General features: G+C 38.3%; 12 protein-coding genes. 11 read left to right on the top strand and 1 reads right to left on the bottom strand.

What is annotated here, in order from left to right; genetic code table 11:
• Positions 1-228: 228 nt before the first annotated feature.
• The 8 genes from ACQKN3_RS05645 (at position 229) to ACQKN3_RS05610 (ending at position 7,515) form a co-directional block, all read left to right on the top strand.
• Positions 229-1,212 carry a diaminopimelate dehydrogenase gene (locus ACQKN3_RS05645; RefSeq protein WP_427710024.1) on the top strand — a complete coding sequence of 328 codons (984 nt, stop codon included), beginning with the start codon at positions 229-231 and terminating at the stop codon, positions 1,210-1,212.
• Between the two features lie 211 nt (positions 1,213-1,423).
• Positions 1,424-1,687 (top strand): YhdT family protein, encoded by a 264-nt coding sequence (locus ACQKN3_RS05640; RefSeq protein ID WP_427710022.1) that lies wholly within the window; start codon positions 1,424-1,426, stop codon positions 1,685-1,687.
• On the top strand, positions 1,687-3,132 hold the full coding sequence (gene panF, locus ACQKN3_RS05635; RefSeq protein WP_427711606.1) for a sodium/pantothenate symporter: 1,446 nt from the start codon (positions 1,687-1,689) through the stop codon (positions 3,130-3,132). The genes ACQKN3_RS05640 and panF overlap by 1 nt, the downstream gene beginning before the upstream one ends.
• 135 nt (positions 3,133-3,267) lie before the next feature.
• Positions 3,268-4,002: a GTP cyclohydrolase II gene (locus tag ACQKN3_RS05630; protein ID WP_427710020.1), complete on the top strand. Its 735-nt coding sequence runs from the start codon at positions 3,268-3,270 to the stop codon at positions 4,000-4,002.
• Between the two features lie 12 nt (positions 4,003-4,014).
• Positions 4,015-5,130, top strand: coding sequence for a bifunctional diaminohydroxyphosphoribosylaminopyrimidine deaminase/5-amino-6-(5-phosphoribosylamino)uracil reductase RibD (ribD, locus tag ACQKN3_RS05625; protein WP_427710018.1), 1,116 nt, complete (start codon positions 4,015-4,017; stop codon positions 5,128-5,130).
• Positions 5,123-6,199 (top strand): FAD-dependent monooxygenase, encoded by a 1,077-nt coding sequence (locus ACQKN3_RS05620; protein ID WP_427710016.1) that lies wholly within the window; start codon positions 5,123-5,125, stop codon positions 6,197-6,199. Before ribD ends, ACQKN3_RS05620 begins: the two co-directional genes overlap by 8 nt.
• Positions 6,200-6,208: 9 nt before the next feature.
• On the top strand, positions 6,209-6,781 hold the full coding sequence (locus ACQKN3_RS05615) for a 5' nucleotidase, NT5C type (RefSeq protein ID WP_427710014.1): 573 nt from the start codon (positions 6,209-6,211) through the stop codon (positions 6,779-6,781).
• Positions 6,782-6,921: 140 nt separating this feature from the next.
• Positions 6,922-7,515: a transcriptional regulator gene (locus tag ACQKN3_RS05610; RefSeq protein WP_427710012.1), complete on the top strand. Its 594-nt coding sequence runs from the start codon at positions 6,922-6,924 to the stop codon at positions 7,513-7,515.
• A 226-nt stretch (positions 7,516-7,741) separates the two neighbouring features.
• Here the strand turns inward: ACQKN3_RS05610 and ACQKN3_RS05605 are convergent, their stop codons facing one another.
• Complete coding sequence (locus ACQKN3_RS05605) at positions 7,742-8,122, bottom strand: nucleotide excision repair endonuclease (protein WP_251688052.1); 381 nt, start codon at positions 8,120-8,122, stop codon at positions 7,742-7,744.
• A 431-nt stretch (positions 8,123-8,553) separates the two neighbouring features.
• Between ACQKN3_RS05605 and ACQKN3_RS05600 the strand changes: the two genes are divergently transcribed.
• The 3 genes from ACQKN3_RS05600 to fabG all read left to right on the top strand — a co-directional run bounded on the left by ACQKN3_RS05600 (position 8,554) and on the right by fabG (position 12,748).
• Positions 8,554-9,426, top strand: a complete 873-nt coding sequence (locus tag ACQKN3_RS05600; RefSeq protein ID WP_427710009.1) for a DMT family transporter — start codon at positions 8,554-8,556, stop codon at positions 9,424-9,426.
• Positions 9,427-10,647: 1,221 nt separating this feature from the next.
• Positions 10,648-11,850 carry an ABC transporter substrate-binding protein gene (locus tag ACQKN3_RS05595; RefSeq protein WP_427710007.1) on the top strand — a complete coding sequence of 401 codons (1,203 nt, stop codon included), beginning with the start codon at positions 10,648-10,650 and terminating at the stop codon, positions 11,848-11,850.
• 154 nt (positions 11,851-12,004) lie between these two features.
• On the top strand, positions 12,005-12,748 hold the full coding sequence (fabG, locus tag ACQKN3_RS05590) for a 3-oxoacyl-ACP reductase FabG (protein WP_427710005.1): 744 nt from the start codon (positions 12,005-12,007) through the stop codon (positions 12,746-12,748).
• The last annotated feature ends 18 nt before the right edge of the window (positions 12,749-12,766 follow it).

Here is a 12,766-nt window from a genome sequence, read left to right as displayed (position 1 = left end):
TTTTTACTTTCTTAGTATATCAAAAATCTACCTGAATAGAAAATGAAAACACTTTTCAGCAAATAATACAAGCAATACGCGAAAGATAACATTTCTTGTGAAAATCACAAAAATTATTGTATTCATAATTATGAAACTGTATGATGAAATATAATTTAGACGAAAATTCTGAATTTACATCATTATGTAAAGAATACACGTCAAATAATTAAGTTGGGGGAATAAATAATGAGTAAAATTCGCATTGGTATTGTAGGTTACGGAAATTTAGGTCGAGGTGTGGAAGCAGCAATTGGTCAAAATGCTGACATGGAATTGGTAGCTGTATTTACGCGTCGTGATCCTGCTTCAGTTGCCATCCAATCACCAAATGTACCGGTTTATTTAGTGGATGATGCACCGAATTACAAGGAACAGATTGATGTTATGATTTTATGTGGTGGATCTGCAAAAGATTTACCTGAGCAAGTGCCGCATTTTGCGCAATGGTTCAACACGATCGACAGCTATGATACACATGCAAAAATCCCGGAATTTTTTGATACTGTTGATGCAACTGCACAAAAAAGTGATACAGTCTCCATCATTTCGGTTGGCTGGGACCCGGGGCTATTTTCATTGAACCGTCTATTAGGTGAAACAGTTCTGCCTGAAGGAAATACATATACGTTCTGGGGAGACGGCTTAAGCCAAGGCCACTCAGATGCAGTACGCCGCATTGAAGGAGTAAAAAATGCAGTACAATATACTTTACCGATTAAAGAAGCGGTTAACCGTGTTCGCAACGGTGAAAATCCTGAGCTGACAACACGTGAAAAACATGCCCGTGAATGCTTTGTTGTATTAGCTGAAGGTGCAGATGCAGCAACAATCGAAAAAGAAATTAAAGAAATGCCAAACTATTTTGCGGACTATGCTACAACGGTGAACTTTATTACAGAAGCAGAATTTAAAGAAAATCACCAAGGTATGCCACATGGCGGGTTTGTTATCCGTTCTGGTCAATCAGGCGAATCAGACAAGCAAATTATGGAGTTTTCTTTAACGCTTGAATCGAATCCGATGTTCACATCTAGCGTTCTCGTTGCCTATGCACGTGCTGCATACAAATTGCACGCGAAAGGAGATAAAGGTGCAAAAACTGTATTCGATATTCCGTACGGTTTATTATCACCAAAATCCCCAGCAGATTTACGCAAAGAATTACTGTAATTTTCAAACAAGCGTCGTCTAATAAATTTAGGCGACGTTTTTTCGATTTTTGCTAGACAAATCGTCGATAAAGACTTTTCTTTCGCGGTTTTGCAACGTAGAATAGAGAAGTTAAGTCTCTGAAATATGGTTGTCCACTTTAGAGCGATTTAAAATCCCCTCATGAATCTGAAATTACAGATTTAAATGGTATACAGAAAGGATGTTTAATGTGCAGGATAAGCGTTTTAAAATCGCACATAAAGAAGCACTAATCGGTGTCGTGCTTGTCATCATCAATTTTGCAATCTGGTTCGGATTTGCATATGGACTCGGTTCCGGTGACCCGCTAGAATATGATTACGTATTCGGATTCCCGGCATGGTTTTTCTATAGCTGTATCGCAGGAACAATTTTCATGATTATTGCCATCTGGATTGCGATGAAGCTTTTCTTCAAAGACATTCCACTTGAAGAGGAGGATGAGCAAAAATGATACATTGGTCTGTCATTATTCCATTATTCATATTTTTAATCATCATTTTTGGCATCGGTATTTGGGCAAATCGCCAAGTACGCACATCTAATTCGTTTTTACAGGAGTATTTTTTAGGCGGCCGAGAAATGGGCGGGTTCATACTGGCGATGACGATGATGGCGACATATGGCAGTGCCTCAAGTTTTATCGGGGGCCCGGGTGTGGCCTATAATACAGGGCTTGGATGGGTTCTGTTAGCAATGGCGCAGCTACCTGCAGGTTATTTTGTTTTAATGGTGCTCGGCAAGAAGTTTGCGATTGTTGCACGCCGTATTGAAGCCATTACATTAATCGACTTTTTAAAGAAACGCTATGACAGTCATACAATCGTTATTTTATCGGCGATCAGCATCATTATTTTCCTTTTTGCATCGATGACAGCACAATGGGTAGGTGGTGCACGTCTGATTGAATCATTGACAGGACTTTCCTATATAAATGCATTGCTCATTTTTGCGGTAGCTGTTTTGGCTTATGTAATTATCGGTGGTTTCCGGGCTGTCGCGTTAACGGATGCATTGCAAGGGTCCATAATGATTATTGGTACAGTCGTTCTCCTTATTGCTACAGTCATTGCCGGTGGTGGTGTTGACACGATCATGCAAGGACTGGTAGCAGAAAATCCGAATTTAGTGACGCCATTTGGTGCAGAACAAAATCTGACACCATTATATGTATCAACATTTTGGATTTTAATTGGACTAGGTGTGATCGGTTTGCCTCAAATTGCAGTTCGTGCGATGAGCTACAAAGATTCGAAAAGCTTACATAAAGCAATTCTAATAGGTACAATCGGGATTGGTACAATTATGTTCGGCATGCATTTAATTGGTGTATTTGCACGTCCGGTTATGCCTGGAATTGAAGTCGGCGATAAAGTGATGCCATTGCTGACATTGGAAGTGCTGCCGCCGGTATTGGCAGGAATTGTACTCGCAGCTCCAATGGCAGCCATCATGTCGACGGTCAATGCATTGCTGATTCTAGTTAGTTCAACAGTTGTAAAAGATATTTATTTAAACTATATCAATCCGAAAGCAAGCGATGCACAAATTAAAAACCGCAGCTTCTGGGTGACGAGCATTATTGGGATCGCGGTAGTTATTTTCGCCGTCAAACCGCCAGAGCTGTTAATCATGCTGAACTTATTTGCGTTCGGCGGACTGGAATCAGCCTTTTTATGGAGTGTTGTATTTGGCCTGTATTGGAAGAAAGCAAATAAATACGGGGCTATCAGTTCGATGATTGTCGGTCTGACATTATATATTGTCATCTACCGTTTTGCGGAAAATATTTATGGCATGCATTCCGTAACAATTCCGATCATAGCTTCTCTTATCACATTTGTAGCAGTAAGTATGATTGCGCAAAAGGTGAAAAAAATAGAAGATTACCATTTTTAATAGCCAGAATCGTTTTGGCTCTGTATGATAGAAACCAGAACTATCAATTGATAGTTCTGGTTTATTTGACGTTAAACGCTTATTATTGTAAACTAGGTTACATAAAGTAACTTAATAAAGAATAAAGGTGATAAGATGAAAAAAATAATGGCTATTTTAGAAGATAAAATTCAGCTTGTACGTCGTGATGATCTGCAAAATATTGCAGTAGTCGGACCGGTAAAGCTACCTATAAAACAAGAAAATCTAGAAGCAACATTCCAATGGTATTCATGGACGACTGTTGAAAAAAATCAGACAAAAGAACAGGTCGTAGAATCTGTATCGTCTATGCATTTAGCTTTTGGCCAGCAGTCTTCTGTACTGGTGTATGGAGATTTTGCCAACCAGGATGATGCATTGATCCGCATGCACAGTATTTGTCATACAGGTGATATTTTTGGTTCGCAGCGTTGTGACTGTGGCTATCAGTTGCATGAATCGATGAAAATGATTGTCGAGCACGGCTGTGGCGCAATCTTTTATTTAGCAGATCATGAAGGGCGCGGTATTGGACTGTTTTCAAAATCATTAGCTTACCTATTACAGGAAGAAGCGTTTGATACAGTGGAAGCAAATCATGCACTTGGTTTTGAAGATGATGTCCGTTCATATGATGATGCAATCCGTGTACTACAGGTGCTTCGTTCAAAACCGGTAACACTCATTACGAACAACCCGAAAAAGCTTGCAGCGCTGCAGGAAAACGGATTACTTGCGGATGGCCATATTCCTTTATGGGGTGGTCTTACGGAAACGAATGAACAGTACTTGAAAACAAAAGTAGAAAAGTCTGGGCATATCGCGATGGTTGAAAAGCTAACTGTGTAAGGAGAATTTCTAATGAAAACTGATCAGGACTATATGCAACTTGCGCTTCAATTGGCGGCAAGTGCCAGAGGGAATACAAATCCAAATCCGTTAGTAGGAGCCGTCATCGTAAAAGATGGTGTCATCGTCGGTACAGGACTTCATCGAAAAGCAGGGGAACCCCATGCAGAAGTCCATGCGGTGAATATGGCAGGCGAGCATACAAAAGATGCGACCATTTATGTCACATTGGAACCGTGTTCGCACTACGGCAAAACACCACCATGTGCGAAGCTGCTGAAAGAAAGCGGATTTAAACGCGTTGTTGTTGCAACGGAAGATCCAAACCCTGAAGTGGCAGGGCGCGGTATTCGCCTGTTGCGTGAAGCGGGAATCGAAGTGGAGGTTGGTGTTCTTCAGGAGGAAGCTCAAAAGCTGAATGAACGTTTTATTCATAATATGCTGACAGAGTGTCCATTTGTCGTTGCAAAATTCGCCATGACACTTGACGGCAAAATCGCGACATATAACGGGCATTCACAATGGATTACAGGTGAAGCAGCACGTGCGGATGTCCATGAATTGCGTCATGAAGTGGACGGGATATTAGTCGGTGTACAAACAGTTTTAAATGACAACCCGAAACTGACTACTCGTTTAAAGGATAATCGACAAGGTCGTAACCCGATTCGGGTAGTCTTGGACAGTACTTTGAAAACACCGGTTGATGCGCATATTGCGGATACGACAGAAGCTCGTACAATCATTGTCACTTCACTTGATTCAGATACGGTAAAGGCACAGCAGCTGGAACGCAACGGTGTTGAAATTATCCGTGTGGAAAAAGAATCAACAGGCTTGAAAATAGAGGAAATGTTGAAAGCATTATATAAAAAGGGCATTACGCATCTGCTTGTTGAAGGTGGCGGCAATGTGAACGCATCATTTTTACGAGGCGGCTTCATTGACCAGTATATGGTATATGTCGCTCCGAAAGTATTGGGAGGGAAAAACTCCATTACGCCGTTTACCGGATCTGATGTGGAAACCATCGATTTGGCTAGCCAGCTTGAATTCGGTGAAGTCACTCGCATCGGGGAAGATTTGCGTATTATAGCCTATCCAAAGAAGGCTGGTTTATATGAATAGAAAAGTGGATGTTTGCATTGTTGGCGGTGGTCCGGGCGGTGCACTGCTTGCCAATATTTTGGCGAAAAATAATGTGTCGGTACTTTTAATTGAGCGGACTAATGACTTTGCGAAGGCATTCCGCGGGGAACATTTAAATGAAGAAGGCGAGCGGATTCTTAAACAGTACGAGCTTTTCGAACGAATTGAACAGCTCGGTTTGCTTCGCATGGAAACATTGGAATATTGGATGAGCGGTGAAAAGTTTAAAACAATTGAACCGGATCCGGCTGTAGGCCATTTAGGTATCCATGTTCCGCAAACTCATTTACTTCAGGCAATAATAGAGCAGGCAAAAGGCTATTCAAAGTTTAGCTACTTATTGAATACAACGGTTAAAGAGCTTATTCAAAACGAGCATGGACAATATACAGCGGTTCGCGCTAAACAAGGTGATGCTGATATTACAATTGAAGCACAGCTGATCATCGGTGCGGATGGACGCTATTCCACAGTGAGAAAATTGGCGGATTTGGATGTAACGATCCGTGATCATGGCTATGACTTGCTTTGGGCGAGAATACCGGCACCTGAAAATTGGACTCCTTCAATTAAAATGGCCTTAGTTGACGGCATTCAAATTTCCTTGTTTTCGCAGGCAAAAGGATACGTCCAAATTGGCTGGAATATCGAAAAGGGAAGCTATCCGGAATTACGTAAACAGCCGTTTATACTGTTTATAGAAAAACTCGTAAAAGCATTTCCTCAATTGGCACCCGTCGTACAGGAGCATATTCAGTCCTGGAAAGACTTTGTGCTGCTTGATGTATTCAGCAGTACGACCGAACAATGGGGAAAAGAAGGTGTCGCATTAATTGGTGATGCTGTTCATACGATGACTCCGACTGGCGCTTACGGATTAAATAGTTCGTTAATGGATGCCCATGTGCTGGCACAAATGCTGCTGGAAAATGAGGAATTTGATTTTGTCAGCTGCGCAACGGCACGAAAAAAACAAATCGAAAAAATTCAGGCTATACAAATAGAAAAAGAGCAAAAGTTCCATGAAGCTTTTCTCGTATTAAGTTAGGTGAGATATATGAAATTTGGTTTTGATATTGATGATACGTTAATCGATTTACGTCGACATGCTTTTCAATTATATAATAAGAAATTGAAAAAGATGATTGGCGAAGATGTTTTCGATACAATCCCTACTGTCGAAATTCACGCACCATTTGGATTAACAAATGAAGAAGGCAGCCAAATGTGGAAAGATACGATGGAAGAAATCTATTTCACGGACTGTCCAAGCTTTGAAGGGGCAAAGGAAGTTTTAAATGCTTTGGCAGATGAAGGACATGAAATCTATTATATAACGTCTCGTCCCAAAGGGTATTGTGAACAGACCCGTGCATGGGTAAAAGCACAAGGATTCCCGGTTGTTGATGAGCGTTTTTACTGCGGCATGGCAGACCATGAGAAAATCGATATCATCAAAAGTTTGGAACTGGACGTTTATGTAGATGATAAGCCGGCTGTTTTAAACACATTGGCGGGGAGTTCAACGAAAGTCATTGTGAAAAATCAGTCCTACAATCAGGCAGTAGAGTATACGCGTCTGACAAGTTGGGATGAATTCAATAAACTGATCGGTTATGCCTCGGTGTAATCGAAAGAAGAAACTCCCGGAGTATTTCCGGGAGTTTTTTTTATATAAAAAGTGAAAATAGTTTGAATTTTTTCCTTTCAAGTGAATGAATATGTGGTATTGTTAACAGTGTATAGACATACCGGTTGGAGGATTTTACTATGATAACACAACAACATTACGAAGCAAGCGTTCATTACAATGGGATTATATTACTGTCGGCTTACTTACAACGCCAGTATGTATATCGTACAATTCAAGTACGTCTGAACGGAGCAAGTGTAGAACCATTAAATAAAGTGAAAAATATGCTTGAACATACAGAGCTGATGCTTAATATTTTTGAGGAATCTAAAGATCTGATGGAAGGCCAGCGCAACAAACTTAAATCATTTGCAGATGAGGTAGCCCTTTTGATGCAAAATTATATTAAAGAAGATCCGGATTTTAAAGAGCGTCTAGCAGTTGTCGGCTCAACACTTTACTCGGAGCAGCTGATGAATAACGGAATTATTAAACTCGGCTATATTTTCAAGCAAAATATCGGCAAAGATTTCCCGGCACGCGTCAAGTTTTATGAAGAACGTACAAAAGTTATCGACGTGATGGTGCAGCTCGTATCGGAAGGTAAAGAAATCGAAAAGGGCATGCAGGACATTTTAAATAAATGGTATGACGGCATTGCCAATCAGAAAAAAGGCATTATGGAAGATTTATCAAAAATTAACGAAATGCTCGATTTTAAAGCAGAATAATTAAAGATTTGTGCAGAAAAGTAGAAGTAAATTAATAAACGGATATTTTGTAAAATTGATTGGAATGGAGGGCGACTCCAGCGGGAACAGCACGACGCCTGAGACTACAGGCTCAGGCCGTGCCCGCGGAAAGCGTCCCGGAATGAAAATCAATTTTTAACGCATAGAAAAAATGCCATTTTTCTCTCTCGGAGGAAAATGGCATTTTTGGGGTATGTCTCACAATTTATGCGCGTTCGAAAAATACTTTATCGATATTGTATTTTGACTGGAATTGATTGATTGCATATGTTTCGTAAATTTCACGTTCCATTGGATCTTCAATTTCATATACTTCAATTTTGTGGATTTCGGCACGGTGATTTTTCATTGGAGATACATTATCTTCAAAGTGCTTTTTAATACGCTGACGGATTTTACGTGCTTTCCCTACGAATAAAAGCTCGTTCTTTTCGTTGTAGAAGAAGAAGATTCCGCCTTTATCACGCGTAATTTTATGGAAATCAATAAACCCGAAGTACGGAGTAATTTCCACTTCACCTGGTTTTAACACTTGTTCGCGTTGACGAATTACTAAATCTGGTTTTGGCATTTCAATATTAATCAAACTGTTCACGTCCCTAAATTATTCTAAAAGTTTATTTTACACGATATTCCGGTAAATTGCTATTGATATAGTAGTCCAAGCATTGGAGAATTGAAAAATAAGTAGGGATTTTACCGTTATTTTCAAAATCAAAGGGACTACTTACTATATGAATGTTCATATTATCCGACACTATTCTTTTTTTAATCAAATCACCCCTTCGAACAAATTAACAATAAACTATAATCTACATACCTTAAGCTAATAAAAAAATCATTTTCAACACTCTAAGGTCAAGCAAAAAATTCTAACTTATTTGCTTGTTTGGATAGATTTTGAATTTTCGCTTTCTTTTTCATGGAAGATTGCTTATGGTAATAATAGTTTGTTCAGCAATAAGCAATTATACATATTAATTTTAAACTGCAGTTTTAACAGAGAGAAGGAATCGTATGCAAAAATTTAAAGGTGAGCTGCTCATGCTCATCACCGCTGTTATGTGGGGAAGCGGTTTTGTAGGAATGGCAAAAGGGCTTGAACATTGGACTGTATTTCAATTGATGGCCGGGAGATTTTTACTGGCCTCCATTATTTTAAGTTTCATTTTCTATAAAAAATTAAAACTAATTTCTAAGGCAGTAGTATGGAAAGGGGCAATTCTCGGCGTAATCTTATTTGTCGCGTTTGCATTACAGACAATGGGTTTGGAATATACAACACCTTCTAAAAATGCATTCCTGACAGCGATTAATGTTATCATCGTTCCAATAATCGCTTATGTCATCTATAAAAGAAGAATTGACCGGTTTGAATTTATCGCAGCTGGTGTAGCAGTTGTCGGAATTGGATTTTTATCATTGCAGGATTCGATGACGATTAATTTTGGCGATTTCCTGTCAATTCTTTGTGCAGTCGGCTTCGCTTTCGATATTTTTTATACAAATGTCTTTGTAAAAGCGGAAGATGCTTTAGCGCTGACGATTGTTCAGTTTTATACAGCGACTGTACTGAGTGTAGTAAGTGTTATCTTACTTGGGGAAGTACCGACGACTTATACTTCAGAAGGCTTGGGAATAATCGTTTACTTGGCGATATTTTGTACTGCTGTTGCATATGTGTGTCAAAATATCGGAATGCAATATGCAAACCCAACGAAATCAGCCATAATTTTATCGACGGAATCATTGTTCGGTACGATGTTCTCTGTGCTTATTTTAAACGAACTTTTGACAGGTCGTATGCTTGTTGGATGTATTCTCATCTTCTTCGCGATACTGTTTGCGGAAGTCAAACCGACCTTTAGACGAAAGAAATCCTATGTTTAACAAACAGCCATTTTAAGCAAACACTAATATAGTGAGTATTTCGCTAAAATAAACTAGACCTTATGTTTTGAAAATTTAAGTTTGATAAAATAATCAAACTTTTATCTGTATGAAAAAATACATCCATTAAATCTTTATTTAAAATGGATGTATTTTTTAATGTGGTCTTTTAATAAAGTTTAATAATTTATAATTAAGTTTGATCATTTATAATAAAGTTTGATAAAAAACCTGTATGGAATGCAATTTTCTTATTCCACAATCGGGCCATATTATTGAGGAAGGCTCTTAAGTAATTCTGTAAAATAATATTGTAAAGAAGTAAACGTTAACTAACAAAATTGTACAGAAGAAGGATGGGGAAAAATGGGGAAATATTGAATTGGATTAAAACGTAATGTAGTCTTCTCTTAAATTTAAAATTTTAATTGGATACAGAGTAAAATCCCCGCTTTCAATATAAAAGTAGGGATTTTTGGCGTTTTAATAGACTTAGGGATATGTGAAAACCTTCGTTAGTTAATTATATTTGCAGCTATCTCCTTATCATGTTATTTAAGAATTACTCATATTAAAAGATTCAAAAAATTATAATTTAAATCAACAGTGTCCATAATGCTAATCCAGGTTGAATCTATCCACCAAGCACTTTCCATATTTTTAAGGCGCCTGTTTATGTTCAGCAAACAAGCGGGTTTCTTTATGAAACTCGCTTGTTTTTATTTAAGCAACAGACCTAGATCGTTTCAAATTCTCTACATTAGAACGATAAGAAAATTGACATATCGTATAACACTAAAATTAGATGAGAAAGGACAATAAATTTAAATTCAAAAAATTTGAATAATTAATAAAAATGTAAATATTTGTATTGACTACCTATAAATGCTGTGTTAATTTTAAAATTAATATTCTGAATTTTTAGAAAGTAGATATAAATGACAAATTTAAAATGATTAATATAGGTAAAGTTTTGAAAAAATTGTCATATATTAATCATGAACTGTTTGGGAGGTGTTTAATGGAGTAACAATAAATGATTTTAAGGATAGATGCTTCTCCGAGATTTCATCATGCAAACTTTTGCGGTTTGTTATAAGGTAACAATTTTAATTTAAGGAAAAATCTAATGATACAATATGTCAGGCAAACGCTATTGTAGCAATATCTTTTATGGTCATGATATTAAACAAAATAAGAGAACAAATTAGGGGGATAAAAATGAGAAACAAGAGCATGATCTTTGTTGGATCGATTCTAATTAGCGTCTTATTACTCTTGACAGCTTGTGGTAACAACGAAACGGATAGTAGTTCTCCAAGTGAGATTATCATTGGTAACATCGGGGCAATGAGTGGTACAAGTGCTGTAAATGGTAAAGCACAATCTCAAGGGATTGAACTTGCGGTAAAGGAGATTAATGCAAGCGGAGGGATCTTGGGAGCACAGGTGAAAATTGTCACACGTGATGATGAGGCAGACCCTACAAAATCAAAAACATTTATGGAAGAAATTGTGGACAAGGAAAAGGCGAAGTTTGTAATCGGTCCTACAAATTCAACTCCTGCATCTGCTTCAATGGCATATCTCCAGGAAAATAAAGTTATTTCTATGATACCTGTAGCAACAGGTACAAATCTAATCGACAAAAGCAATCCTTATGCTTTTAGAATAATGCCGTCAAATGAGATACAGGCAAAAGCTCTTGTCAATATTGCAGTAGAGGGAGGTTATAAGAAAATTGCTTTAGTTGCTGATACCTCTGCCCTTGGTGTAGATGGCATTGCTGTTATGGAAAAAACGCTAAAAGATTATGGCGTTGAGCCTGCCGCAAAAGTTACGTATAAGTCAGATGATCCTGACATGACGCCAATTGCACAGAAAATAAAAGAAGCAAATGCGGATGTTGCATTGTTTTGGACTTTAGGAGCTGACGGAGCAAAGATTGTAAGGTCACTGGAACGTATCAATTATATTAATAATTTGAAAATTATAGGTTATACAGGTTTGGCAATGCCTAACTTTAAAGAACTGGCTGGCCCGGGAGCTAATAATGTGTCAGTTGTTTCCATGAACAACTGGGCAGTGGAGCCCAACCAAACAGAGTTAGAGCCGAAATATTGGGAGATGTATGAAAAAATTATTGGTGAGTACGGTGAATATGGAAAACGTGATACAAACCCTACTACCGTAACATCAGGTTATGAAGCTGTTTATTTATTAAAGTGGGCAATTGAAAAAGCAGGTACGACTGATACTGATGAAGTGAAAAAAGTATTGGAAAATAATGCCGGCGAATTTGAATCGGTTTTTGTAAATCAATATGCCTTTTCGGAAGATTCTCACGAAGGATTCCCTTTAACAGAATTAATCATGGTTAAAATTTCAGAAATGTTCAATGGCGATCTTTATATTAAAAACTAGAGAGTGACATCGATTTCCTTACATCTCTTTATATTCTTCATGTTTCTGGAGAACAGCAAATTTATAGAAAAGAAGGGCTTTGGGAGATCGACAGCATTGCTATTCAAGTTGCATAACTTGAAATCTAAAAACTCATTATTTTGGAGGGAATGTTATGGGGAAATTAGAAGGAAAATACGCAATTATTACCGGGGGGGGGAAAGGAATCGGTGAATCGATCGTACACCGTTTCCTAGATGACGGTATTGCTGGCATTGCAGTACTTGAATATGATCAGAACTTGGCGGAAGAAATGGTATCGAGACTCGATGATAGAGGTGCTAAAATCCTTCCGATCCAGTGTGATGTCTCAAATGAAAAGGAAGTAGAAAAAGCTGTTGCTCAAACAGTGGAACATTTCGGTACTGTTGACATCCTTGTCAACAATGCTGGGATTACTCAAGATGGCATGTTTCACAAGATGTCGGATGATGCTTGGGATGCTGTTATGAATGTAAATCTAAAGGGTGCGTATCATTTATGTAAGCATGTCGTGCCCATTATGAGGGGAAATGCCTTCGGAAAGATTGTCAATATCTCGTCCATATCTGCGTTTGGTAATGTAGGTCAGGCTAATTACGCGGCATCGAAAGCGGGATTAATTGGGTTTTCAAAAACGCTTGCAAAGGAAGGCGGACCAAAGAATATTAACGTTAACTGTGTTGCCCCAGGTTATATTGAAACAGATATGTATAGAACTGTCCCAAAAGAAATTATCGAAGAACATATAAAGAACACTCCCTTAAGAAGGCTTGGAAAGCCTCATGAAATTGCCAGTGTTGTATCTTTCCTTTCTAGTGATGATGCAAGTTTCTTGTCGGGGCAATGCATTATTGTAAGCGGAGCTGCTACAACATGAGACGTCTAGGAAGGTAAG

The organism is Solibacillus sp. NPDC093137, assembly GCF_050280445.1.
GTDB classification, from domain to species: Bacteria; Bacillota; Bacilli; order Bacillales_A; family Planococcaceae; genus Solibacillus; species Solibacillus isronensis_B.
Note: the sequence above shows the minus strand (reverse complement) of the source record. Positions and strands in the feature narration are given on the sequence as shown.

Bases quoted from the DNA above. Each gene is read 5' to 3' on its own strand.
- ACQKN3_RS05645 (WP_427710024.1), top strand. From the start codon at position 229: ATGAGTAAAATTCGCATTGGTATTGTAGGTTACGGAAATTTAGGTCGA.
- ACQKN3_RS05630 (WP_427710020.1), top strand. From the start codon at position 3,268: ATGAAAAAAATAATGGCTATTTTAGAAGATAAAATTCAGCTTGTACGT.
- ribD (WP_427710018.1), top strand. From the start codon at position 4,015: ATGAAAACTGATCAGGACTATATGCAACTTGCGCTTCAATTGGCGGCA.
- ACQKN3_RS05620 (WP_427710016.1), top strand. From the start codon at position 5,123: ATGAATAGAAAAGTGGATGTTTGCATTGTTGGCGGTGGTCCGGGCGGT.
- ACQKN3_RS05615 (WP_427710014.1), top strand. From the start codon at position 6,209: ATGAAATTTGGTTTTGATATTGATGATACGTTAATCGATTTACGTCGA.
- ACQKN3_RS05610 (WP_427710012.1), top strand. From the start codon at position 6,922: ATGATAACACAACAACATTACGAAGCAAGCGTTCATTACAATGGGATT.
- ACQKN3_RS05600 (WP_427710009.1), top strand. From the start codon at position 8,554: ATGCAAAAATTTAAAGGTGAGCTGCTCATGCTCATCACCGCTGTTATG.
- ACQKN3_RS05595 (WP_427710007.1), top strand. From the start codon at position 10,648: ATGAGAAACAAGAGCATGATCTTTGTTGGATCGATTCTAATTAGCGTC.
- fabG (WP_427710005.1), top strand. From the start codon at position 12,005: ATGGGGAAATTAGAAGGAAAATACGCAATTATTACCGGGGGGGGGAAA.